Consider the following 25,327-nt stretch of genomic DNA (forward strand, 5'->3'; position numbering starts at 1 on the left):
TGTCTGAACAAGGGCGGTTAACGTCCGGATGACGTATCTGAGCAGGGCCGGGTTACCTCGGCCCTTTGTGTTTGTTAGCTCGGGCGCGTTCTGGATCACGCATTCAGGCATCATGAAACAAGACCGGCGGAGACAACCGCTCGGCCAGCAAAAACGTTATGTAAAGGAAAACAACGCCACATGGCTAACGCATCCATGGAGGAATTCGAAGCCCTCCTGAATGAAAGCTTCGAAATGGACACGCCCGAAGAGGGTTCTGTTGTCAAAGGCAAGGTTCTGGCGATCGAAGCCGGCCAAGCCATCATCGACGTAGGCTACAAAATGGAAGGCCGCGTTGATCTGAAAGAATTTGCAAATCCCGGCGAAGCCCCTGAAATCGCTGTAGGCGACGAGGTCGAAGTGTACCTGCGCGCCGCAGAAAACGCTCGTGGCGAAGCCGTCATCTCGCGCGAGATGGCCCGCCGTGAAGAGGCATGGGACCGTCTGGAAAAAGCATATGCCGACGACCAGCGCGTCGAAGGTGCAATCTTTGGTCGCGTCAAAGGTGGCTTCACCGTCGATCTGGGTGGCGCAGTTGCGTTCCTGCCCGGCTCGCAGGTTGACGTTCGCCCCGTGCGCGACGCTGGCCCGCTGATGGGTCTGAAGCAGCCGTTCCAGATTCTGAAAATGGACCGCCGCCGTGGCAACATCGTTGTTTCGCGTCGCGCTATTCTGGAAGAATCGCGTGCCGAACAGCGTGCCGAAGTCATCGGCAACCTGTCCGAAGGTCAGACCGTCGAGGGTGTTGTCAAAAACATCACCGAATACGGTGCATTTGTTGACCTGGGCGGCGTTGACGGCCTGCTGCACGTCACCGACATGGCATGGCGCCGTGTGAACCACCCGTCTGAGATCCTGACGATCGGCGAAACCATCAAGGTTCAGGTCATCAAGATCAACAAAGAGACCCACCGCATCAGCCTGGGCATGAAGCAGCTGCAGGAAGATCCGTGGGATCTGGTTGCTGCGAAATACCCGCTGGGCTCGGTCCATCAGGGTCGCGTCACCAACATCACCGACTACGGCGCGTTCGTCGAGCTGGAAGCCGGTGTCGAAGGTCTGGTGCACGTGTCCGAGATGTCCTGGACCAAGAAAAACGTCCACCCCGGCAAGATCGTTTCGACCAGCCAGGAAGTCGACGTCATGGTTCTGGAAATCGACGGCGCCAAGCGTCGCGTGTCTCTCGGCCTGAAGCAGACCCAGCGCAACCCATGGGAAGTGTTTGCAGAAACGCACCCCGAGGGCACCGAGGTCGAAGGCGAAGTCAAGAACATCACCGAATTCGGTCTGTTCATTGGCCTCGAAGGCGACATCGACGGCATGGTTCACCTGTCCGACCTGTCCTGGGACGAGCGTGGCGAAGATGCGATCCAGAACTACCGCAAAGGCGACATGGTTTCGGCCGTCGTCTCGGAAGTTGACGTTGAGAAAGAGCGTATCTCGCTGTCGATCAAAGCCCTGGGCGGTGACAAGTTCGCCGAAGCCGTGGGCGGCGTGAAGCGTGGTTCGGTCATCACCGTCGAAGTGACCGCGATCGAAGATGGCGGCATCGAGGTCGAGTACGAAGGCATGAAGTCGTTCATCCGTCGTTCGGACCTGTCGCGTGATCGTGCTGAGCAGCGCCCCGAGCGTTTCTCGGTCGGCGACAAGGTCGACGTCCGCGTCACCAACGTCGACAGCAAGACCCGCCGTCTGGGCCTGTCGATCAAGGCACGTGAGATCGCCGAAGAGAAAGAGGCCGTGGAACAGTACGGTTCTTCCGACTCGGGCGCGTCGCTGGGTGATATCCTGGGTGCAGCACTGAAGTCGGGCGACTAAGTCCGGGGCGTATCCCAAACATGAAATTCGGCCTCGCACCATGGTGCGGGGCCGTTTTTGTTGCGAATCAATATCTTCCAAATAGTCGGCTTAATTTGCCTATCGTTCGCGCATGAAGTGTGGAAATCAGGCCAACGGGCAAAAATTCGCGTGAGATTGTCGCAAAATGCCGCCTTTGCTGGCAGAGTATCCGTTCCCCCGATCCGGGTTTTTTCCTATACTGTCAGAACTATAGGCTTGTCACATCGTCCGCCTGGGAGGGTATTGCGTATGATCCGTTCAGAATTGATTCAGAAAATTGCCGACGAAAACCCGCATCTCTATCAACGCGACGTCGAGCGGATCGTGAATACCGTTTTTGAAGAAGTGACCGACGCCATGGCACGCGGCGACCGTGTAGAGCTGCGCGGTTTCGGCGCGTTTTCGGTGAAAAAGCGTGACGCACGTGTAGGCCGCAATCCTCGCACTGGTGAGACTGTGCAGGTTGAAGAAAAATGTGTTCCATTTTTCAAAACTGGCAAGTTGCTAAGGGACCGTTTGAACGGTAAAGCCTAGCCTCATGATGCGCTACATTCGTTATGCTTTTCTGGCTGCATTGGGGATCGTTCTGGTCTCGGTTTCGCTGGCCAATCGCCAAATTGTTGAACTTAAGCTTATGCCGGATGCTTTGTCCGAGTTGCTGGGGTTCAACCTGTCAACCTCCTTGCCGCTGTTTCTGGTCGTGCTGGGTGGGGTTGTTGCCGGCCTGGTCATCGGCTTCCTGTGGGAATGGCTGCGCGAGCATAAACACCGCAAGGATGTGACCGTGAAGCAAGGCGAAGTGCGCAAGCTTGAGCGTGAAGTTAAGAAGCTCAAGAAAAAGCAGAATGAAGGTCAGGATGATGTGCTGGCCATTCTGGATGAGGCAAGCTGAGGCCCTACGATGCCCGCTGATATCCGAGTTAAAATCTGCGGCCTGACCGCCCCTGACCACGTGCGCGCTGCTGTGGATGCGGGCGCGGGTTATGTTGGTTTTGTGTTTTTCCCCAAATCCCCGCGGCATGTTGAGCCCCAGACAGCTGCGACATTGGCACAGGAGGTGCCTGCGGGCGTCGCCAAGGTGGCGCTGACAGTGAATGCGACGGACGAGGATTTGGATCACATTCTTTCGATCGTGCCTCTGGATATGTTGCAACTGCATGGCAAAGAAAGTCCTGAGCGTGTGCAGCAAGTGCGAGACCACTTCGGCCTGCCAGTAATGAAGGCCATTGGTGTGGCCGAGGCCGAAGACCTCGCGGCCATCGATCTCTATTCAGATGTGGCGGATCAGCTGTTGATCGACGCAAAGCCACCGCGAAACGCGGAGCTGCCTGGTGGTAACGGTTTGTCTTTTGATTGGCGCCTGCTGGCAGGTCGTAAATACTGGCGTAGGCCATGGATGCTGGCCGGAGGTCTGACCCCTGACAATGTCGCAGAAGCGGTGCGAATGACCGGCGCACAGCAGGTGGATGTCTCATCCGGCGTCGAAAGCTCTCCGGGTGTCAAGGATGCCGGGCTGATCCGCGCCTTTATCGACGCGGCAAGTTGATCTGATAAGCACGAAACTGCGTATCTCCTCAAAATGGGGGAGAGCATGCTGGCAGTGATCGGCGGAGTTTCACTTAAACGATGGTATCACGGGCCCGAGTTCTTCTGGCGCGCTCATCAATCCTTGCGGCAGGCACGCGGTGACGCGCTGTGCCTGCATGCCGAGGTATTTGTGCGTCAAGGCTGTTATTTTTCATACACAGTCTGGCATGATGTCGAAGCTATGCTGACATTCGCACATTCCGGCCCTCATCGCCGTGTAGTACGCGCGTCGACCCGTCTGGCAGATATCAATGTGTTCTGTCAATTTCCCTGCATTGCTGTTCCAAGTCGAGTTCAGGCACTTCAGGTATGGGAACAGCGCGCTCAGGCGGCGGAATGATACGTTTTGCGATGGCAAATCACTCCATCACCTCCTATGAACATCGGGTACGACGAGGGAGACTTCCATGGCCAACGATCTTTTTAATTCCTTCATGTCCGGCCCCGATGAACAAGGCCGCTTTGGCATCTTCGGCGGGCGCTTTGTCAGCGAAACGCTGATGCCGCTGATCCTGTCACTGGAAGAGGAATATGACAAAGCCAAGGATGACCCCACATTTTGGGCCGAGATGGACGATCTATGGGCAAACTACGTGGGCCGCCCTTCGCCGCTCTACTACGCGGAACGCCTGACCGAACATCTGGGCGGCGCAAAGATATACTTGAAACGTGACGAACTGAACCACACCGGCGCACACAAGATCAACAATGTGCTGGGCCAGATCATTCTGGCGCGGCGCATGGGAAAGACCCGGATCATCGCCGAGACCGGGGCAGGGCAGCACGGCGTGGCCACAGCCACCGTCTGCGCCAAGTTCGGCCTGAAGTGCATTGTCTACATGGGTGCCCATGACGTTCAGCGCCAGGCCCCGAACGTGTTCCGCATGCGCCTGCTGGGAGCCGAAGTGATCCCGGTGACATCCGGCAGGGGTACGCTGAAAGATGCGATGAACGACGCTCTGCGCGACTGGGTGACCAATGTGCGCGATACCTTTTACTGCATCGGCACCGTTGCTGGCCCGCATCCTTACCCGGCGATGGTACGCGACTTCCAGTCGATCATCGGCAAGGAAGCCAAGGAACAGATGCAAAAGGCCGAGGGCCGTTTGCCCGACACCATCATCGCCGCCATCGGAGGTGGTTCGAATGCGATGGGCCTATTCTACCCGTTCCTCGACGACAAGGATGTGAATATCATCGGTGTTGAAGCGGGCGGCAAGGGCGTGAACGAGAAGATGGAGCATTGCGCCTCATTGACCGGAGGTCGTCCGGGCGTGCTGCACGGCAACCGCACTTATCTGCTGCAGGATGATGATGGGCAGATTCTCGAAGGCTATTCGATCTCGGCCGGTCTGGACTATCCGGGCATTGGCCCCGAGCATTCCTGGCTGCACGACATCGGTCGCGCTAACTATGTCTCGATCACGGATAAAGAAGCGCTTGAAGCGTTCCAGTTGTGCTGCGCCACCGAAGGTATCATCCCTGCGCTGGAGCCCTGCCATGCGCTGGCGCATGTTATGAAAATCGCGCCGGAATTGCCCAAGGACCACCTGATCTGCATGAATATGTGTGGCCGGGGGGATAAAGATGTGCAGACCGTCGCACGGTACCTGAACTTTGATATGTCGGATACCGAAGGTCGCGCAGCGGACTGATTAGGCCTAACAGGCTTTGCGCCTTTGAGGAACTGTGCCAGTTTGCATTGCATGTGCAGTGTTTCCTCAAAGGCCGGACCCGACCGACTTGACCAGAAATACGATCAGGCCGCCCCGAGCTGGGCAGACAAGATGCGTCTGCTGGGGTATTTCGATGCCTATCTGGGTTTTCTGTCCTCGGACCCGCAGGTCGAATTGGGCCGTAACGCACTGGATATCGGGTGCGGTACGGGAGCCTTTGCCGAAGCACGCGCCGTGATCCGGCGCGAAGGGCATGTGACGCTTTTGGAACCTTCGGCCCGAATGCTGCAACTGGCAGGGTCAGCGTTGCAACGGCGCGGTGGAAACGCCGAGACTGTCCAATCGCGCTTGGAAGAGTTCCATCCGGCATCCCGTTTTGACTGCCTGTTGGCTGCGCATGTTCTGGAGCATTGCGTTGATCCGACAGATGCTTTGCGCCGCATGCGCGATCTGGCTGAACCGGGTGCAACGCTTTGGTTGGTTGTCAGCAAGCCACATTGGTGTAATGCGATCATCTGGTTCCAATGGCGGCACCGAACCTATCGACCGGATATTGTGGCGGAGATGCTCGCGCGTTCGGGCTGGGACCTGCAGGCCGAGCATGGCTTTCCAACCGGGCCGCCGTCGCGCACGTCTCGCGGATATCGGGCGATCGCCATCTAGTGCTCGTCTTCAGCGCGCTGCATTTTTAGAATATGGAGAGGTACGATATCCAGCGCCCTCTGGTGCGTGGCTTCAAGGTGCACCTTGGGCGCGCATCCCTCGTCATGGGCTTGCAAAAAGCGCCCCGCACACAAGCACCAGCGATCACCAGGCTTGAGCCCAGGAAAATCGAATTCAGGCCGGGGTGTGCTCAGGTCATTTCCGACATATTTCGAATATGCCAGAAACTCTGCCGTCATCACGGCGCAGACCGTATGGCTTCCCTGATCCTCGGGGCAGGTGTTGCAGGCACCGTCGCGAAAGAAACCGGTTAATGGTTTGCGCGAACAGGGCGCGAGCACGCCGCCCAGAACATTGATGCTGTCTTGCTTCTGCATGATGGTATCTTACAGGCTTCGCGCAATTTTGCGGAACATTTCTATGTTCTGCTCACCGACACCTGGATCGCGGAACTTTCGGTCTGCGCCCGTCGTGACAATCAGAACACCACGTGGCTGGTCGAAGTAAATGTACTGCCCATACACGCCCCGCGCCATGAATTCACCTTCATGGGCACCGATCGGAATCCACCATTGATAGCCATACCCTATCTTGCCCGGTTCGGTCGGTGCGCTTGGCCAAGTAGCGGCGTCGATCCAATCCGCGGGTACAATCTGCCGTCCATCGCGTTCGCCATCCTGCAAAATCAACTGCCCGAACCGGGCAAAATCGCGCGTTGTGAAGTTGAGACCACCCAGAACAAATGCAACGCCTGCTCCATCGGTGATATAGTAACCTTCTCGCTCCAATCCCAGCGGTGCGATCACCTTCTCGGTCAGTAACTCTGCAACGCTGCGTCCTGTTGCCCCCCGTATGACCATTCCGATCACATGAGTATCGATCGACACATATTGCCATGTTTCACCCGGCGCGACGAAACTGTCCTTCAACGAAGCCGCGAAGTCGTCCAGTTCACCTCCCAGCGCCACGACGCGGCCCATGCGATTGATGTCGGAATTATAGTCCAGATAATCCTCGTCAAAGGTCACGCCGCTGGCCATGTTCAACACGTTGCGGATCGTGGCGGTCTCATAGGCGCTGCCCTTGAGGTCAGGTGCGTATTGCACAACCGGATCGTCGAGCGAGTTGATCGCGCCTTCATCCAGCAAAATACCGAACAAGGCAGACAGGTAGCTTTTAGCAATTGACCAGGAGATCCTGCGATCATCCGGCCCGGTGTCCAGATAGTATTCTTCGAAGCGAATTTCTCCGTCCTGCATCACCAACAGGGATGTTACCGAGCGATCTTCTATCCACTGGTCTGTTCCAACGGGAAGATCGAAGCCAGGCCCATACGGCAGCTCCCAGGTCGGGCCATTGCCACGCGGCAGAGTGACCGTCAGAAAGGCTTCGTCCATATGCGAAAAGTTGTGGACGATCTTTTCTTCTGAAAACAGCGAATTCACCGCCATCAGGCGCTGGATTTCCTCGCGTTTCCAAAATCCGACAACCGCCGCTGCCAATGTTAAGGTCAACAGGATACGCAGCAGCCATCTGAGCGCTGTTTTCATTCGACAACTCCCTTTTCCTCTGACATTGGACTTTGGCCTGAGGCTTTGCGCAAGCGCAACGTTGCGGAATGATTATCTGAATTTATCCAGCAGCTTTTGCATGGCCGAACGCTCATCGGGCGCTGAAACGGCTTCGGCGGCAGCTTTGGGGGGCGTATCAGGTTTAGTGGGCTGCTTCGATGATCTAGGCGGAGCAGTGCGCAGGGCAACGGCATTCATGAATTTCCCGCTTTCGTCATCGGCAAGATAGGTGGCACCGTCCGAGACGCCGCGCAGCACGTCATCCAGCCAGTCCGCATCCGCCTTTGCAAAGTCGCTTAGAACATAAGGCGAGACCATTTCTTTGCGGCCCGGATGACCGATACCCAGCCGCACGCGATCATAGGCCGGGCTGATATGGTCGTGGATCGACCGCAACCCGTTATGGCCTGCGTGGCCACCGCCTGCCTTAACGCGCACTTTACCGGGTGCCAAGTCCAGCTCATCATGAAAGACGGTCACGTCCGTCGAGTCGAGCTTGTAGAAGCGCATTGCCTCTCCCACTGACTGGCCAGAGCGGTTCATGAAGGTTTGCGGCTTGACCAGCAGCACTTTCTGGCCGCCTAGACGTCCTTCGGCAATTTCCGCCTGGAACTTGGACTTCCATGGACCAAAGTTGTGATCTTCGGCAATTCGCTCTAACGCCATGAAGCCGATATTGTGCCGGTTGCGAGCGTATTTTGATCCCGGATTTCCCAAACCGACAAACAGTTTCATCGCTTTGTCCCTTACAGTCTCGCGTCGTTATCTCATTGCATGGATCAGGGGATGTTTTCCAGCCCCGTACACGCAAAAGAAAACGGGGCCCCAGATGGCGCCCCGTTTCAAATCTGGATTTGATCCGGATTTATTCTTCTTCCTGGCCGATGACTTCAACTTCATCTGCAGCCACTTCTTCCTCATCACCCTCTTCGTCGTCGCTGGTCGACAGACCGGTGGGTGCCGAGACGTTGGCGATCACGAAGTCACGATCGATGGTGGGCTTGGTGCCTTCGGGCAGCACAACCGAAGAGATGGTGACAACGTCGTTGATTTCCATGCCAGTAAGATCAACAGTGATCTTCTCAGGAATGTCACCGGCGGTGCAGAGCAGTTCAACCTCGGGGCGGACAACGGTCAGAACGCCACCCTTTTTGATACCGGGGGCTTCTTCTTCGTTGATGAATTCAACGGGGATGAACAGCGCGATCTTGGTGGTCCGACGCAGGCGCATCAGGTCCAGGTGGGTCGGCAGGTCTTTGACAACGTCACGCTGGACATCGCGGCAGATGACGCGCACGTCTTCGTGACCTTCGACTTTCAGGTTCCACAGGGTCGACTTGAACCGGCCTGCTTTCAGGCGCTTGAACAGTACGTTGAACGGGATCTGGATCGGCAGCGGCTCTTTATCGCCACCAAAAACAATGCCCGGAACCATGCCATCGCGGCGTGCTTGACGAGCGGCGCCCTTGCCTGTCCCCGTCCGTTCCAGAGCTACGAGATCAGGAATCTCTCCAGCCATGATAATTCTCCAATGTTAGGGCGGGCATCCTCCAAGGCTGTATGCCCGCGTGAAGCCGCGTCCTTAGCTTGATTCAGTTGGTTTGGAAAGGGCTTTTTGTAGCCCGAGGATTTTTGCGAGGCTCTGCCTCGCGCTCAGAGGTATTTACGGCCAGATGAAGGACGGATCCTCTGCTTCATCTGGCTGCAAGTACCTTGAACGAGACGCTCAATGGGCGGCCATGCGGCGTCTCCATCTACGTGGGAGGCGTTGGATCAAGCCTGCCAGCGACCGCCAAAGTCTTCGGGGACTAGAAGATTGTGGCGCCCAAGATCGGCTACGTTACGTTCACCGCAAAGTGCCATCGTTGTATCGAGCTCTTTCTGGATCACTTCCAATGCAGTTGTCACGCCTTTCTGACCCATTGCACCCAGCCCATAGACAAAGGCGCGACCAATAAAGGTGCCCTTGGCCCCAATCGCCAAAGCTTTCAGCACGTCTTGCCCTGAACGGATGCCGCTATCCAGATGCACTTCGACATCACTGCCGACGGCATCCATGATCTCGGGCAGAACCCGGATCGAGCTGAGCGCACCATCCAGCTGCCGTCCACCATGGTTTGAGACAACAATTGCATCTGCGCCAAGCTTGGCAGCCATTTTGGCATCCTCGGCATCGAGTATGCCCTTAAGGATCACCTTGCCGCCCCATTGTTCCATCAGTTTCTCAACTTTGCCCCAGTCGAGGCTGGGATCGAATTGCTCGGCGGTCCATGTGCCCAGCGAGCGCGTATCTGTGATGCTATCGACATGACCGACGATATTCCCGAATTCTCGGCGCTTGGCACCTAGCATCTCGATGCCCCAGGCCCATTTCGTCATCAGGTTGGCGATGGTCTTTGGGGTCAGCTTTGGCGGCGCAGATAGGCCATTCTTCAGGTCCTTGTGTCGTTGGCCAAGGATTTGCAGATCAAGCGTAATGACAAGGGCCGAGCATTTCGCATCCTTCGCGCGCTGGATAAGTCGCCCGACATAGTCCTGATCTTTCATAGTGTAGAGCTGAAACCAGAAAGGGGCCGAAGTGTTTTCAGCGACATCTTCGATCGAATTGATCGACATGGTCGACAGTGTGAAGGGTACACCAAAGGCTTCGGCGGCTTTGGCCGCTTTGATCTCGCCATCCGCGTGTTGCATTCCTGTCAGACCTACCGGAGCCAATGCAACGGGCATGGATACATCCTGCCCGATCATCTGCGATGCGGTCGAGCGCCCTGTCATGTCTACGGCGACCCGTTGGCGCAGGCGGATATCTTCGAAATCCGACGTATTCTCGCGGAAGGTTTGTTCGGTCCAGCTGCCGCTTTCTGCATAGTCAAAAAACATGCGGGGTACGCGACGCTCATAGATCCGTTTGAGGTCTTCGATATTGGTAATGACTGGCATTGATCAGGCTCTCGCAGGATTGGTTAAGTTTCTTTACCAATTATTTTGAAACACTGCAATGCCCGCTTGCTGCGGTTGGTTGCCGCGTGGTCAAAACAAAAAACACCGCAGTAGGCGGCGCGCCTGCTGCGGTGAAGAACCATCTGAAAATGGAAAGAAATTGTTAGGCGGAGTGTGCGCCATCTGACAGTGTTTTGACAAAATCCAGAACCTCGGTCACCGGTTTTCCGGAACCGATCTGGCTGACAATGGCAGATCCAACAACCGCGCCATCGGATACACTCGCGATGTTGCGAGACTTTTCTGGTGTATTGATCCCGAAACCGACGATCACGGGCAAATCAGTTGCAGCTTTGATCCGAGCGACCTCGGGCCCAACATCGGTTGCCTGCGCTTCGGCAGCACCGGTTATGCCGGTAATCGATACATAATACACAAAGCCGGATGTGTTTTGCAGTACGCGAGGCAAGCGTTGGTCATCGGTCGTCGGCGTCGCCAAGCGGATGAAGTTCAGCCCGGCAGCTTGCGCGGGCAGACAAAGCTCTTCGTCCTCTTCGGGGGGCAGGTCGACGACGATCAGCCCGTCGATCCCCGCTGATTTTGCATCTGCCAGGAATTTCTCGACACCTCGGCTGTAGATCGGATTGTAATACCCCATCAGCACGATCGGTGTGGTGTCATCGGATTCACGAAAGGCGCGGGCCAGATCCAGAGTGCGTTGCAATGTCATTCCACCATCCAACGCCCGTTGGCCAGCAGCCTGAATGGTCGGGCCATCGGCCATCGGATCGGTAAAGGGCAGGCCCAACTCGATGACGTCGACACCTGCGCCGGGCAAACCCTTCACGACCTCCAGCGATGTGTCGTAGTCGGGATCCCCGGCCATGACATAAGCTACAAATGCCTTTTTGTCCTGTTCCTTCAGGGCGGCGAATTTGGCGTCGATACGGGTCATCGGAAGTCCTTGCACTCGGGTTTGGACCTGATGTGCAGAAACTTTCGCTGAAAATCAATCCCGCTTGGGGGGCTTCCGATCAGAAGGCGTAATGGTATCTCAGCAAAAGTGCATTTACGCCTGGGTTGTCTTCCTGCGTGCTGGCGTTGGATATATGAGTGATAGCGGCAGACAGTTTGTTGCCGCTTTCCAGCGTATAGCCAAGGCCCAGTAAGCTGCGTATCTGAAAGCTGCCGCCCAGATCATTCCGTTCATTGGATTCACTATAGTATCCCGGCATGACACTGCCCTCGATGAACCAACGGTCCGCAAAAGTGTAAAGCCCGATCAGGCCCGCGCCGACATGCGTGTCACCGTCGGTATCAACAGACAGGGACGCACCCCAGGTGGCGCTGAAACGGGTCGCTTCGTAGAAAGAGCGATGCTGGTATTCCAGCGAAACAATCGCCTGATCTTCGCTCTCAGCGCTGGAATAATCTGCGTAGCCTGCTCCGAAAATGATGGATTGGGCCTGTGCTGCAGTAGCGGCTGTCAGCGCAAAAGCCAGAATAACAAGGGATTTCATTTTTACCTACTATGTCCGTCGTTCGTTGGTATTGGTTTTATTGAGGAATGTAGGTGCATGTTTTCAATGGACGCAAGAACACAAATCGATGTCGATTTTGTGATGTGGCAGAATAGACTCGCGGCAGTGTTCAGGCACTTTGCCTTGCGCATTGCACCGGACCTGCCTAGAAGCGGCGCTCGAATGGTATCAGGAGGCCGTCATGGGCTTTAAAATGGGAATCGTGGGTTTGCCGAATGTTGGCAAGTCGACTCTCTTCAACGCACTGACCAAAACTGCGGCAGCTCAGGCGGCGAATTTCCCGTTCTGCACCATCGAACCCAATGTGGGGGATGTCGCCGTTCCTGATGACCGGCTGGATAAACTGGCGGCGATTGCGTCCTCGAAACAGATTATTCCAACCCGCATGACCTTTGTGGATATCGCGGGGTTGGTGAAAGGGGCCTCGAAAGGCGAGGGGCTGGGCAACCAGTTCCTGGCAAACATCCGCGAGACCGACGCGATTGCCCATGTGCTGCGTTGTTTCGAAGATGGTGACGTGACCCATGTGGATGGCCGCGTTGATCCGGTGGCCGATGCCGATACGATCGAAACCGAGCTGATGCTGGCCGATCTGGAAAGCATCGAAAAGCGTCGCGCCAATCTGGTGCGCAAGCTGAAGGGCAATGACAAAGAGGCACAGCAGCAGGACCGCCTGCTGGCCGAGGCGCAGGAGATGTTGGAAAACGGCAAGCCAGCGCGTCTGGTTGAAGTGTCTGATGAAGACGCCAAAGCATGGAAAATGCTGCAACTTCTGACCACCAAGCCGGTGCTTTATGTCTGCAACGTGTCCGAAGAAGAGGCCGCCGAAGGCAACGAGTACTCTGCCAAAGTCGCTGAGATGGCTGCAGCGCAAGGTAATGCTCATGTCATTATCAGTGCCAAGATCGAGGAAGAGATCAGCCTTCTGGAAGACGACGAGGCACAGATGTTCTTAGAGGAAATGGGCCTGGAAGAGCCCGGCCTCGACCGTCTGATCCGTGCCGGTTACGACCTGCTCAAGCTGGAAACCTATTTCACCGTCGGCCCGAAAGAGGCCCGGGCCTGGACCATCCGCACCGGCACCGCCGCACCACAGGCCGCAGGTGTCATCCACGGAGACTTTGAGAAGGGTTTCATCCGTGCCGAGACTATCGCCTATGACGACTACATCGCTGCCAATGGCGAACAAGGTGCCAAAGAGGCGGGTAAGATGCGGGCCGAAGGGAAAGGCTACATCGTCAAGGATGGCGATGTGATGCACTTTTTGTTCAACACCTGAGAAGCCACCAAAGCAGTCACTGCTCAGCTTATAACCTCGGATTTTCTGCGAAGAACGGGCCGATATCGGGTTGCTCGTGTGTGAATGCCATTGTCCACTTCATGTTGTGGTGGGCTACGTAGATATCCGCGCCAAAAGATGTGAAATCTGGATATGTTTCTGAGACGCAGCGATACGACCATTTGATATCTTCATCAAAGATAACATACGCGGCAGGCCACTGGTTCTTATAGGCATTTAAAGCGTCATCGCCCGCCCGCGCGATTTGAAACCCGTAACTGAAACCATGCCAGCGAAAGCGATTGTGAATCCAGGAACCGGTTGATTTCTTTACGTTCCCGGCGAATGTCTGATGCCAGCATTGAACAACCTCACCACCTTCTTTGGAATTGAGAGGATCAAAATCGACGCATTCACGCACCAAGAAGTCCTCAATTTGGTTTCTCGTAAGGTTCATGGAATAATTCGGTTCTATGTTGTTGTTAAACCGGCATATCGCGCGTTATGGCGAAGTGTCAAAACCGCTCAGGTGGCAAGATGCGATCCTGTTAGTTTCATTTGAGCTGGAACAGCAGTTCGGCAGGCTCAACCACCCGGGTATTGCATGTATCTGAAGCGCCGATCCTGTGGCAGCCAACAAATTGACGATGCTCGCATCTCACACATTTCTCTCGTGCAGAAATGTGGTTAGTTTGGATTTTGACCTGATACTTGAGACAGCTCTAGATGATCGAAATCCGCGACCTGCAATTGCTCAGCGCATTGGCGCGGCATCGTCATTTCGCCAAGGCAGCTGAGGAATGCGGGATTTCACAGCCTGCGTTCTCGATGCGAATCCGAAACCTGGAGGATCGGCTGGGTGTCTCCATCGTTCGCCGCGCAAACCGATTTCAGGGGCTAACCGAAGAGGGCGAGATGATTGTCCAGCGCGCGCGGCGCATTCTCGACGACACCAAGGCTTTGGAACAACAGGTGCTCGCTGCAAAGGGTGAGATCACCGGCACGCTTATTTTGGGTGTGATCCCAACAGCGATTGCCTTCACCGGGCGTCTCACGAAGCGGTTGCGCGATGCGCATCCACGTATCGTGACCCGGATTGAAACAATGTCTGCAACGGCCATTCAGCACCGGTTGGACGAAGGAAGTCTGGATGCAGGCATCACTTATGGCGACAGTATCGGTACCGATCTACGGCAAGTGCAGCGCTTGTACGAAGAAACTTATGTCCTATTGGTCCCCTCGCATATGACCGATGAGACAGGCCCGATCCCATGGGCCCGCGTGGCCGAGTTTCCCCTGAGCCTGCTGGAACCACAGATGCAGAACCGGCGCATTCTGGATCGGATATTCGCCGAACAGGGCTTGCACCCGGATATTGTGGCTGAGACCAGCGGATTCACTGCCTCGATGGTCATGGCACGCGAGGGGCTAGCGGCTACCGTGATTCCACGCGTGCTGGTGCGGGCGCTGGGCGACCTGAAGGACACAAGGGTTCTGTCCCTGATCGAACCCGTGGTGAGCAAGCCAATTTGTCTGGCCACGCTCACTCGTGACCCGGAATTGCCCACGGTCGCGGCCTTACGCACAGTGATGGCGTCTTTGCGGTGATAAACTGTCGTTATCGTGCGATTGAAATATGCGATTTGACGATATGCTAGTCTGATGAGACACGGGGCCTCAATCGGAGGGCATCATGGCACCATTAGACACCAAGCCATCAGGCGCGCCAAAGGGCGTCTGGAAGTCAGGTAAAGGCAAGGGGCGGCACACGCCCAAAGGCCGTCAATTCTCGGACGAGGCACAAGCAGAAATTGCACGTCTGCTGGGCGACCGCCCGCGACGTCGCGATCTGCTGATTGAATTTCTGCATTTGATTCAGGACGCACACGGCCATATCAGCGCCGACCACATCGCCGCTCTGGCGGTTGAGATGCGGATCGGGCAGGCTGAGATTTACGAAACCGCAACCTTCTATGCCCATTTCGATGTAGTGAAAGAGGGTGAAACGCCTCCTCCGGCGTTGACGATCCGTGTGTGCGATTCGCTGTCCTGCGAAATGGCAGGTGCCCAGCAGCTGCAAAAAGCGCTGGAAGACGGTTTGGATGCCTCGCAGGTCCGCGTTGTCCGTGCGCCCTGCATGGGACGCTGCGACACCGCTCCAGTGCTGGAGATCGGTCACAACCACATCGACCACGCGACCCCCGAAAAAGTGCGGGCCGCTATTGTTGCCGATGACACCCATGCGCACCTGCCCGACTACGAAACCTTCGCGGCCTATGAGGCCGAAGGTGGCTACGCCAAATTGAAAGAGCTGCGCGAGGGCGGCGATTGGGAGAAGGTGCAGGAAGACGTACTGTCCTCGGGCCTGCGTGGTCTGGGCGGCGCTGGCTTCCCGTCGGGCAAGAAATGGGGCTTTGTTCGCATGAATGAAGGCCCGCGTTATCTGGCTGTCAACGGCGATGAGGGCGAGCCCGGCACATTCAAGGACCGCTACTATCTTGAGCGCACGCCGCATGTCTTCCTCGAAGGGATGCTGATCGCCGCTTGGGCCGTCGAGGCAGAGACCTGCTTTATCTATATGCGCGACGAATACCCGGCAGTTCTGGAAATCCTGCGTCGTGAGATTACCGCGCTCGAACAAGCCGGGATCGTCGAAGAAGGCTATATCGACCTGCGCCGTGGTGCTGGCGCTTACATCTGCGGTGAAGAATCCGCGATGATCGAGTCGATCGAAGGCAAAAAAGGACTGCCGCGTCACCGTCCTCCATTCGTGGCGCAAGTTGGGGTCTTTAACCGTCCGACCTTGGTGCACAATGTCGAGACGCTCTATTGGGTGACCAAAGTTTGCCGTGAAGGGCCTGAATGCCTTAACAGCACCGAAAAGAACGGTCGCAAGGGTTTGCGTAGCTATTCGGTCTCGGGTCGTGTCGCAAAGCCGGGCGTTTACCTTCTGCCCGCTGGCTCGACCATTCTGGACGTGATCGAGGCTGCCGGCGGCATGGCCGGGGGCCAGACCTTCAAGGCTTATCAGCCGGGTGGTCCATCCTCGGGTCTGTTGCCTGCATCGATGGATGACATCCCGCTGGATTTCGACACGTTGCAACCGCATGGCACCTTCATCGGGTCCGCTGCGGTTGTGGTTCTGTCCGATCAGGACACCGCCCGCGATGCGGCACTGAACATGCTGCGCTTCTTCGAGGATGAAAGCTGCGGCCAGTGTACGCCCTGCCGGGCGGGTTGCGAAAAGGCCGTGAAGCTGATGCAAGCTGATAAGTGGGATCAGGACCTGCTGGAAGACTTGTGTCAGGTCATGGGCGATGCCTCGATCTGCGGTCTGGGGCAGGCGGCCCCGAACCCGATCCGCCTGGTCATGAAACATTTCGCTGACGAAATCTGAGGGAGACAGCCATGCTAGATGCAAGCCCAAACAAGACCGTCACCTTCAACCTGAATGGCGAAGATGTCACCGTGCCCGAGGGCTGGACCATCTGGGAAGCCGCAAAGGGGCAGGGGTTCACTATCCCTCACCTGTGTCACAAGCCGCAACCCGGTTACCAACCCGACGGCAATTGCCGTGCCTGCATGGTCGAGGTAGAAGGCGAGCGCACGCTGGTCGCCTCGTGCATCCGTCCGGCAGCCGACGGCATGGTGGTTAAGACCGACAGCGACCGGGCCGAGAAATCGCGCGCGATGGTCATGGAGCTGTTGGTCGCGGATCAGCCTGAGGAAGCGCACGACGCCTCCAGCCACTTCTGGGATATGGCCAAGCTGAACCATGTCAGCGACAGCCGTTTCCCGGCGAAAGAGGCCGAGAAAATCCCGCTGTTGGATGACAGCCACGTTGCGATGCGCGTCAATCTGGACGCCTGCATCAACTGCAACCTCTGCGTCCGGGCCTGCCGCGACGTGCAGGTCAACGATGTGATTGGTATGGCCGGTCGTGGCCACACAGCGCAGGTGGTGTTCGACCAGAACGACCCGATGGGTGCTTCGACCTGTGTGGCTTGTGGTGAATGCGTGCAGGCCTGCCCGACCGGTGCTTTGATGCCAGCAACCGTACTGGATGACCAGCAGCGAGGCGACAGCAAGGACTACGACTCGGAAACGGAAAGCGTCTGCCCGTTCTGCGGCGTGGGCTGTAAGGTTTCGCTCAAGGTCAAAGACGGTAAGGTGAAGTATGTCGAGGGCATCAACGGCCCCGCAAACGAAGGTCGTCTGTGCGTCAAAGGCCGCTTTGGCTTTGACTACATTCACCATCCGCATCGCCTGACCAAGCCGCTGATCCGTCGCGAGGATGCTCCAGCCAAGGGATTGAACGTCGATCCCGGCAACCTGGATACCCATTTCCGTGAAGCAACGTGGGAAGAGGCGATGGATTTGGCCGCGACCAAGCTGATGGACTTGCGCGACAAAGACCCGCGCAGCGTTGCAGGCTTCGGCTCGGCCAAGTGCACCAACGAAGAAGCCTATCTGTTCCAGAAGTTCATCCGTCAGGGCTTCCGCCACAACAACGTCGACCACTGCACCCGTCTGTGCCACGCGTCATCTGTTGCGGCCCTGATTGAGAATGTGGGCTCGGGCGCTGTGACCGCGACCTTCAACGAGATCGAAAACGCGGATGTGGCGATCATCATCGGGGCCAACCCGATTGAAAACCACCCTGTCGCCGCCACCTATTTCAAGCAGTTCACCAAACGCGGCGGCAAGCTGATTGTGATGGACCCGCGCGGCGTTGGGATGCGCAAGTTCGCTGATGAGATGCTGCAATTCCGTCCCGGCGCGGATGTCTCAATGCTCAACGCGATCATGAATGTGATCGTCGAAGAGGAATTGTATGACAGCCAGTACATCCACCGCTGGACCGAGAACTGGGAAGCCGAGAAAGAACACCTGCGCCAGTTCACGCCTGAGGCTATGTCGCCGATCTGTGGCATCGAACCGGATCAACTGCGCCGAGTGGCGCGCACCTTTGCGCAAGCCAAGGCCGGTCTGATTTTCTGGGGTATGGGTGTCAGCCAGCACATCCATGGCACTGACAACTCGCGCTGCCTGATCTCGTTGGCTCTGATGACCGGCAATGTTGGTAAACCCGGTGCGGGTCTTCACCCGTTGCGCGGTCAGAACAACGTGCAAGGTGCCTCAGACGCGGGCCTGATCCCGATGTTCCTGCCGGACTATCAGTCCGTTACCGACGACGGCATTCGGGCCAAGTTCACCAACGTCTGGAATGACGACCGCGACTTCTCGAACGAGAAGGGGCTGACCGTCACCGAGATCATCGATCAGGCTTATGCGGGCAACATCAAGGGTATGTACATCCAGGGGGAAAACCCCGCCATGTCCGACCCCGATGTGAATCACGCGCGCGACGCACTGGCCAAGCTGGAACTGATGATCGTGCAGGATATCTTCCTGACCGAAACGGCGAACTATGCCGACATCATTCTGCCCGCCTCAGCGCTCTATGAGAAGAACGGCACCGTGTCGAACACCAACCGTCAGGTGCAGCGTGTGCGACCTGCCGTTAACCCTCCGGGCGAAGCGCGCGAGGATTGGAAGATCACCGTTGAGCTGGCGCAGCGGATCGGTTTGAACTGGGATTATTCCGATGTTTCTCAGGTCTTTGCTGAGATGAAGCTGACGATGAATTCGCTCGACAACATCACGTGGGAACGGCTTGAGACTGAGACGATCACTTACCCGTCACTGTCCGAGACAGACCCAGGTCAGGCGATTGTGTTCGGCGATGGTTTCCCACGTGCGGATGGTCGCGCCCGGTTCACGCCAGCCAGCGTCATCCCACCGGATGAGGCCCCGGATGATGAATACCCGATGATCGCCACTACAGGCCGCCAGCTAGAGCATTGGCATACGGGGTCAATGACCCGCCGGTCCAACGTTCTGGATGCCGTGGAACCTGAAGCGAACTGCTCGATGAACCCGCGTACATTGAAACTGATGGGGATTGAGCCGGGCGATATGATTCGTCTGACTACTCGCCGCGGTTCGATTGAAATCATGGTGCGGGCCGACCGGGCGATTGCCGAGGATATGGTGTTCATCCCGTTCGCCTATGTCGAGGCGGCGGCGAATATCCTGACCAACTCGGCCATCGATCCTTATGGCAAGATCCCCGAGTTCAAGTTCTCGGCAATTCGCGTCGAAAAGATCGCAGACGCCGTCGCGGCGGAATAGTCTTCAATCAACTGAAAAAAAGGCGGCCCTTTGGGGTCGCCTTTTTTTTCAGTAGTCGCGTTCGAAAAAGATACCCAAGCCCGTCTCACCCCGGCCATCCACCGTGCCGCGCACCGTGAAGCTGTCGGTGACGTCGAGGTTCAAGTTCACCTCGGTGTCACCTTCGGTATTGACGGTGAAATCGGTGTAGAGATTGTCGCTTAGATATGCGCCCGCACCAAGGCTGCCCCCACCGCCCTCAGTCGCGCCAAGGTCGATAGTGTCCAGGCCCGTGGCCTCGCGCACCCCTTTGGTAGTATCCCCGCCGGCGCCGCTGAGTTGGGCCAATGAGGCCGCCATCTGCGCAATGACAAACGGTGACAGTTCTGAGAACCGGTTGCCGAACAAGAGCATTGCTAGCGCTTCCTCGGTCGGGCGTTCAGGATCTGAGAATACGTCGACCTCGGGTGAGTCCAGCGGCCCGGCGATCTCGATCGTTGCGGTGCCGTCCGAGGTGCTGGAGGACGATTCAAACTCGATATATGGCGTCAGGTCACCCTGCAGGGTGACCACACCCTTAGTCAGCGCAAGGCGGCGACCAAGGATATCGATATTACCGCGGATAAGCTCAATCTGGCCTGACGGCACAACAGAAGTTGTAGTTCCACCAATCTGTATGCGACCGCCCAGTTCCGCGTTCACGCCGCGTCCTCGGACAAAGACTGCCTTGGGTGCAAGCAATCCGATGTCGAGCGACATGCGCGAGTTGCTTTTAGTCTCATCCTCGGTTTCCACCAGATTGGCGCGTTCCCGCGTTACGAAACCGGCACGGCTTTCGTTCAGGTGTTGGATCGTCGGAATTGGTGCTGCGCCGACTGCTCCTGCGGCGGCTGCAAGATTGATGTTGGTTTCGCCAAAGTTGATCTGCCCGGCCAGCGAACTGTTCCCGGCCAATGCCCCGGTCAGGGCGATCTGACCGTTCAATGTGGTTTCATAGAGCAGCTTGTCTGTCAGCACGAGATTGTTGAGCGCTGTGGTTATCTGGGCGTTGAAGGGTGGCGTCAGATCAATCGGGCCGTTGACGGTAAACCCTCCGCCCGCTCGTAACCCACCCTGCAGTGCAATCGTGGCGCGGCTTTGCGCGATGTTTACGGAACCCCCGATGCCAGTGATTGTCTGTCCCACATCGGGCAAGGCCATCGACGCGCCGGATGTTGAAATCGTTCCGCTAAGCGCATCCAGCGCAGGTGCCCCTTTCAGGGCCAGATCGAACCGGGCAGTACCGGCCAGATTGTTGGGAGAGATAAATGCATTGGCGATACCGATGTTGACACCGCCCTGCATCTTCAGGTCCGCTTCGCCGCTGGTTTCGTTAAAGGTCCCGGCAACAGTTGTACTGATATCGGCGGGGCCATTAGCCTTTGCGTCGATGGTCCACATCCCGGCGTCGCGGCGGGCGGCACCACTGGCGGCGACGGTTCCGGGGAAATCGGGCACAAAACGTTCGACCCGATTCAGGCGGGCGTCAAAGTTTAGATCCGCGGTGCCACCGGTTTCTACAGTTCCGGTTAAATTGGCGTACGAGCTATCTGGTCCCTGCAGGCGCGCATTGCCTTCCAAACCGGACCCTGTAGGGGCGACGTTGCCATCCAGCGTGAGCGGCCCGGACAATGTCGAAGATAGACGGCCGATGTCGTCCAGCATGGCCGAGAAATCGAGGCCACCGGCCTCCCGATCCAATCGGCCCGATGCATCTGCGGTCAGCGCGGTTCCGTTCAGACTGAAAGTGCGGATGTTCAGCCCCTGATCATCGTTGGCGGCATCCACGTTCAGCGTGGTTCGTCCCTGTACCAACGCATCTACGGCTTGGATACCCGTGGCAAGGTCGTCTGCGCTCAGGTTGCCTTTGATATCAAAGGCCTTGCTGCTTTGCGCGGCCCGACCGGTGACGTCGGCATCAATCGACCCGGCCAGATCAAGCCCGGCGAGGCCGGAGAACAAAGACAGGTCGGGGGCGTTCAGCTTGGCGCTTCCATCCACCGCGATGTTCCCGGTGGGGTCATCGATGGTTGCGCCCACCTCGGCAGTAAGAGCAGCACTTTTGACCGTGGCGTTTCGAATAACGATTTGGTTGCCCGAATGCGCACCGTCCAGATTGATTGATGTCCGGCCTTTCAACAGCGGGTCGAACTCGCTCATCCCGGTTTCGATATTTGTTCCGATCACGCTGGCTTGGCCGTCGAATTCCAACGTCTGTACGGTGCCTTTGCCATCCAGCCGGGCCTGTAATGCGCCCGCCAGATCACGCTGTGCGATGCCTGAGAACACCGCCAGATTTGGGGCGTTCACGCTGGCCTGACCGTCAATCGTCAGATTGCCATTTGGCGTCGTGACCGTGCCGCTGGCCTGCGCTGTCAGAGCGTCGCCATTCACGGTGAAATAGCGAATTGTTACCCCATCGGTGTCGCGTTTGGCATCCAGAACGATTTCGGTTTCACCCGTGATCATTGGATCAATATCGTCACGCCCGGTCACCAGATCACGCCCATTCACCGTGACCTTGCCGTCAAAGCTGCGTTCCAGTGGCGAGCCCTTTCCAGCCACCTGGACCGAAGCCTCGCCACCAAGCTGAAGCTGTGCCAGGTCCGAGAACCGCGACAGGTCGGTCGCCTGCAGCAGTGCCGTGCCATCAACCTGCAACCCGGTCGCAAGCCCGCTGATCAACGCATCAGCGTCTAGAGTATAGTCGCTGCCGACCAGTTCGACCCCGGACAATTGCAATGTCTGGTCGCTGCCGTACTCGAACTGCCCATCCAGTGTGATCTGATTTCCGACGGCGGCATTCAGTGCGGCATCTGTCAGATCAATGCCAGCCAGCACAGCCTGCAGATCGCCATCGACCGACAGCCCGCTGGATTGATCTAGCGTGCCTTGCCCGCTGATCCGTGCATGATCGAGGTTCAGGTTGGGGGTTTCAATCTTGTTGGTCGTCAGGCTCAGGTCCCAGAGATTGCCATTCTCGGTATTGTACAAGGCCGAAATCTGAGCCGCGCCGATTGACGTATCGCCGCCGCTGACGGGCAGAACGACCTTGTCACCTTCCGGCGGCGTGATACGACCTTGCAGGGCGACCAGTTTCAGAACACCACCCGAAGCAAGGCTGAGTTCGCTTTTGAGGTCCAGCGCTTCCGAGGTAATCTCGATATCCGATATATCCAGCGCCCCGTCAGAATGGGTGCGCCCATCTACAAACAGCCGTGTGTCGGTACCGAAGAACGTGTCCATCTCTTCGGCCAGAAACGGCGTCAGGTCGCCTCCGACATCGGCAGTAAACGCGATTCCATCGGAAGCGTTGCCACTCTCTTCGGCGGTGCGCAGTCGTACCTGACCGGAGACGCGAAGCTGCTGATCGCTGCTTAGACCGATATCAGCATTAAAATCCGTTATCGGCCCCGAGCCTTTTGCAGTCAACTCAAGTGGCGGGGCATCGGGGATGGACAGGGCCGTTGCGATCAGACCGCCTGATGCTTCGGCTACGGTCAAGTCCAGATCGATCTGGCGGCTGTCGTTCTGAAAGCCTGCTTTCAGATCAATCGTGTCCCCGGCGCGGTCCAGTCGGTCGATATCCAGCGTAGTATCCAGTGTTCCATCAGCCAGCGATAGGTTGCCGTTCACGGCAAGCTTGGCAGCGACGCCGATCAGCGGCTCACCTAAAGAAAGGTCATCGACACGCAGCTCTCCGATTTCGATCGAAACCGGAAGCTCAGGTAGTTGGAAGGGTTGGGTTTCGGCTGAAGGGGGCGGTGCGTCCTTTGTTGTTGTACCGGGTGCGCGGGCGATATCGATTTCCTGCGCCGATAGTGTGTTGACCGAGAACCGACCGCGCAGCAGTGCCAATCGGTTCCAGTCCAATTCAGCGTTTTTAATGGTGAGCCAGACGCCGTCGTCATCGGCGACCGTGATTTCCTGAATCGTCGCACGCGAACTTAAGGCACCTTCAAGGCCGACCACCCGCACATTCTGATCATCACCGGACAGGGTATCTTGCAGAAACTGCTCGATCATGCTGCCGCCCTCGTCCTGAGCGGTCGCCGCGATGGGAACGGTGATCGCTGCTGAACTTAGCAACAGGGGATATACAACGCGACGCATCAAAAGGCCTGCCCGATCCCGAGGTAGAATTGCAGCCCGTCACCCGTATCGCCCTGAACCGGCACCGCAAGGTCAAAGCGCAAGGGCCCGAAGCCGCCCAGATCATAACGGATTCCAAGGCCCGCGCCAGAATGCTCTTCCGCGCCGCTGCCGATGAATGAGGACGTGTCGACCACACCGTAGTCATAAAACCCAACCAACGAGATTGCGTCAGTGACTTTGCCTCGGACCTCGGCTGAGAGCCCCAGAAAGGATTTGCCACCGGCGACACCATCTCCGACGGGGATACCTAGGCTTTCAAATGGCTGACCCCGTACTGTACCGGCACCACCCGAGAAGAACAGGAAATCTGGAGTCACACCATCTGCCGGAGGTCCGAGGACCGATCCCAACTGCACCCGGCCTGCCAACACCAGCCGACCGGCGGTGCCCAGATCGTTATAGGCGCGACCGTCAAAGAACATTCTCAGGCCGGTATCCGACCCGGAGAACCCGACAAAGGGCATGACTTGCGAGTCTAGATAATAACCGCGCGTCGCGCTGACCTTGCTGTCGCGTTCATCCCATTCTGACCGGAACGGAAGAATGAAGTATCGAAACTTGCGCCCATCGCCATAGGCGTCATCTGCGTCCGACCATTGGAAACCTGCCGAGGCTTCGGCGTAGAGGCGGTCAGAGAATGTGCGGCGTGCACCATAGGCAAGCGAGGCGACGGTGACGTTGTAGTTTTCGGTATTGCGCCGCTCCAACAGCGCGCTCCAGAATGTATTGTCGTCAGGGCCCAGACGATCAGGTTGATCCAGCCGCAGACCAATGCGTCCATCGATATCCTCGGCACCGCCGATATTGCGGATTGCCGCCTCGAACCGCAGCCTTTCGGCTCGCCGGAAAACGTTTCGATGGGTCCACGTAGCTGTAAGATCAACCCCGTCGCGCGAGGCAATCTCGGCCCCAAAGGTCAGGCGGCGCGGTGGCAGGTCTTCAAACGTCGCGTCGAAATCAAGCGTGCCATCCGGGTTGGGTTCTTCATGTTCCTTGAGCGAAACCGTAGCGAATGTGCCGGTGCGCCGCAGGCGGGTGCCAACCTTTTGGACCTGTTCAGGCGAATAAACCTCACCCGAGGGGAAGCCCGCGATTTTCTCGATCGATCGATGGCGGACATTTGTATCGCCCTGAATGATCATTTTACCGAACCGCAGCCTTGGCCCCAGAGCCAGATCAATTGTCGCGTCCAGCCGTGCCTGCGCATGGCGCGCTATTACTTTCTGATCTTCCACTTCCGCCTTGGCATGGCCTGTATCGCGCCAGCCCTGCACCCCGGCCGAAGCCGCCTGTTGGATCGCTCCGGTGGTCGCGGTCTTACCCGTGGCGAACTCTTCGGGCAGTTCCGTGCCCGGTGCCAGCGGTTGCACGACAGCCGTTCCGAACTTGAACTTCCGTCCCGGTGTGACAAGGATAGTCGCCCGTTTGAATTGGGCTGGAACGTTCAGCGAATTGATTTTGGCGGCTTCCTGCCCGTCAAGCTTGATGCTGACGACGGGGCTGAAATAGCCTTCGTCGTACATGATCTGAACGATGGTGCGGTAGTCGGACAAAGCTGCCGACAGTATTTCCAACGACGTATCAAGACCACGCGACTCCGAGGTGAAGATGGATGAAGTCTCTTCCAAGCGGTCGACCAGATCTTCAGATGCACCAGGGGCGGATAGGGTCGTTTCTAGCGCGGTAGCAAGATTGGGGGACAAGGCCACAAACGCACCAAAAAGCCAGCCTCTCAGATCGCTGCGCGGTCTGCTCCCTGTCATTGTATGGCTCCAACTGCCCCAAGTCGAAATCGCTATGGCCGCGAAACAAAACGAATGCGGC

General features: G+C 57.3%; 21 protein-coding genes. 11 read left to right on the forward strand and 10 right to left on the reverse strand.

Annotated elements, in window-relative coordinates; all coding sequences use genetic code 11:
* Positions 1–180 precede the first annotated feature (180 nt).
* The 7 genes from rpsA (at position 181) to ACR0BT_RS15185 (ending at position 5,804) form a co-directional block, all read left to right on the forward strand.
* A complete protein-coding gene (rpsA, locus tag ACR0BT_RS15155; RefSeq protein WP_039532111.1) occupies positions 181–1,857 on the forward strand; it encodes a 30S ribosomal protein S1 in 1,677 nt (558 codons plus the stop codon).
* A gap of 270 nt (positions 1,858–2,127) precedes the next feature.
* Positions 2,128–2,412 carry an integration host factor subunit beta gene (ihfB, locus tag ACR0BT_RS15160; protein ID WP_050603110.1) on the forward strand — a complete coding sequence of 95 codons (285 nt, stop codon included), beginning with the start codon at positions 2,128–2,130 and terminating at the stop codon, positions 2,410–2,412.
* Positions 2,413–2,419: 7 nt separating this feature from the next.
* Positions 2,420–2,770: a LapA family protein gene (locus ACR0BT_RS15165; protein WP_170397774.1), complete on the forward strand. Its 351-nt coding sequence runs from the start codon at positions 2,420–2,422 to the stop codon at positions 2,768–2,770.
* A 9-nt stretch (positions 2,771–2,779) separates the two neighbouring features.
* Positions 2,780–3,424, forward strand: coding sequence for a phosphoribosylanthranilate isomerase (locus ACR0BT_RS15170; RefSeq protein WP_170424387.1), 645 nt, complete (start codon positions 2,780–2,782; stop codon positions 3,422–3,424).
* 45 nt (positions 3,425–3,469) lie between these two features.
* On the forward strand, positions 3,470–3,805 hold the full coding sequence (locus ACR0BT_RS15175) for a hypothetical protein (protein ID WP_170397511.1): 336 nt from the start codon (positions 3,470–3,472) through the stop codon (positions 3,803–3,805).
* A gap of 67 nt (positions 3,806–3,872) precedes the next feature.
* Positions 3,873–5,120 (forward strand): tryptophan synthase subunit beta, encoded by a 1,248-nt coding sequence (trpB, locus tag ACR0BT_RS15180; protein WP_170397508.1) that lies wholly within the window; start codon positions 3,873–3,875, stop codon positions 5,118–5,120.
* Between the two features lie 51 nt (positions 5,121–5,171).
* Positions 5,172–5,804 (forward strand): class I SAM-dependent methyltransferase, encoded by a 633-nt coding sequence (locus ACR0BT_RS15185; RefSeq protein ID WP_170663901.1) that lies wholly within the window; start codon positions 5,172–5,174, stop codon positions 5,802–5,804.
* On the opposite strand, the gene ACR0BT_RS15190 is transcribed toward ACR0BT_RS15185, so the two are convergent.
* The 7 genes from ACR0BT_RS15190 to ACR0BT_RS15220 all read right to left on the reverse strand — a co-directional run bounded on the left by ACR0BT_RS15190 (position 5,801) and on the right by ACR0BT_RS15220 (position 11,835).
* A complete protein-coding gene (locus ACR0BT_RS15190; RefSeq protein ID WP_170397502.1) occupies positions 5,801–6,181 on the reverse strand; it encodes a DUF2237 family protein in 381 nt (126 codons plus the stop codon). The genes ACR0BT_RS15185 and ACR0BT_RS15190 overlap by 4 nt on opposite strands.
* 9 nt (positions 6,182–6,190) lie before the next feature.
* Positions 6,191–7,354 (reverse strand): serine hydrolase domain-containing protein, encoded by a 1,164-nt coding sequence (locus ACR0BT_RS15195; protein ID WP_480763525.1) that lies wholly within the window; start codon positions 7,352–7,354, stop codon positions 6,191–6,193.
* A 72-nt stretch (positions 7,355–7,426) separates the two neighbouring features.
* A complete protein-coding gene (gene pth, locus ACR0BT_RS15200) occupies positions 7,427–8,110 on the reverse strand; it encodes an aminoacyl-tRNA hydrolase (protein WP_170397497.1) in 684 nt (227 codons plus the stop codon).
* A gap of 130 nt (positions 8,111–8,240) precedes the next feature.
* Entirely contained in the window at positions 8,241–8,894 is a 654-nt protein-coding gene (locus ACR0BT_RS15205; protein WP_170397494.1) for a 50S ribosomal protein L25/general stress protein Ctc, read from the reverse strand.
* Between the two features lie 254 nt (positions 8,895–9,148).
* Positions 9,149–10,315, reverse strand: a complete 1,167-nt coding sequence (locus ACR0BT_RS15210; RefSeq protein ID WP_480763526.1) for an alpha-hydroxy acid oxidase — start codon at positions 10,313–10,315, stop codon at positions 9,149–9,151.
* 163 nt (positions 10,316–10,478) lie between these two features.
* Positions 10,479–11,270, reverse strand: coding sequence for a tryptophan synthase subunit alpha (trpA, locus tag ACR0BT_RS15215; RefSeq protein ID WP_170397490.1), 792 nt, complete (start codon positions 11,268–11,270; stop codon positions 10,479–10,481).
* A gap of 79 nt (positions 11,271–11,349) precedes the next feature.
* Positions 11,350–11,835 carry an acyloxyacyl hydrolase gene (locus tag ACR0BT_RS15220; RefSeq protein ID WP_170397488.1) on the reverse strand — a complete coding sequence of 162 codons (486 nt, stop codon included), beginning with the start codon at positions 11,833–11,835 and terminating at the stop codon, positions 11,350–11,352.
* A 202-nt stretch (positions 11,836–12,037) separates the two neighbouring features.
* Between ACR0BT_RS15220 and ychF the strand changes: the two genes are divergently transcribed.
* A complete protein-coding gene (gene ychF, locus ACR0BT_RS15225; protein WP_170397486.1) occupies positions 12,038–13,135 on the forward strand; it encodes a redox-regulated ATPase YchF in 1,098 nt (365 codons plus the stop codon).
* 28 nt (positions 13,136–13,163) lie between these two features.
* Here the strand turns inward: ychF and ACR0BT_RS15230 are convergent, their stop codons facing one another.
* Positions 13,164–13,592 (reverse strand): DUF4275 family protein, encoded by a 429-nt coding sequence (locus tag ACR0BT_RS15230; RefSeq protein WP_170511458.1) that lies wholly within the window; start codon positions 13,590–13,592, stop codon positions 13,164–13,166.
* A gap of 269 nt (positions 13,593–13,861) precedes the next feature.
* Between ACR0BT_RS15230 and ACR0BT_RS15235 the strand changes: the two genes are divergently transcribed.
* The 3 genes from ACR0BT_RS15235 to fdhF all read left to right on the forward strand — a co-directional run bounded on the left by ACR0BT_RS15235 (position 13,862) and on the right by fdhF (position 19,330).
* Entirely contained in the window at positions 13,862–14,743 is an 882-nt protein-coding gene (locus ACR0BT_RS15235) for a LysR family transcriptional regulator (RefSeq protein ID WP_170404498.1), read from the forward strand.
* 85 nt (positions 14,744–14,828) lie between these two features.
* Complete coding sequence (locus tag ACR0BT_RS15240) at positions 14,829–16,532, forward strand: NAD(P)H-dependent oxidoreductase subunit E (protein ID WP_480763527.1); 1,704 nt, start codon at positions 14,829–14,831, stop codon at positions 16,530–16,532.
* 11 nt (positions 16,533–16,543) lie between these two features.
* Entirely contained in the window at positions 16,544–19,330 is a 2,787-nt protein-coding gene (gene fdhF, locus ACR0BT_RS15245) for a formate dehydrogenase subunit alpha (protein ID WP_480763528.1), read from the forward strand.
* A gap of 48 nt (positions 19,331–19,378) precedes the next feature.
* On the opposite strand, the gene ACR0BT_RS15250 is transcribed toward fdhF, so the two are convergent.
* Both ACR0BT_RS15250 and ACR0BT_RS15255 read right to left on the reverse strand, forming a co-directional pair.
* A complete protein-coding gene (locus ACR0BT_RS15250; RefSeq protein ID WP_480763529.1) occupies positions 19,379–23,461 on the reverse strand; it encodes a translocation/assembly module TamB domain-containing protein in 4,083 nt (1,360 codons plus the stop codon).
* Positions 23,461–25,266: an autotransporter assembly complex protein TamA gene (locus ACR0BT_RS15255; protein WP_480763530.1), complete on the reverse strand. Its 1,806-nt coding sequence runs from the start codon at positions 25,264–25,266 to the stop codon at positions 23,461–23,463. Before ACR0BT_RS15255 ends, ACR0BT_RS15250 begins: the two co-directional genes overlap by 1 nt.
* Between the last annotated feature and the right edge of the window lie 61 nt (positions 25,267–25,327).

The sequence above is a fragment of the Ruegeria sp. CJ6 genome, assembly GCF_056536665.1.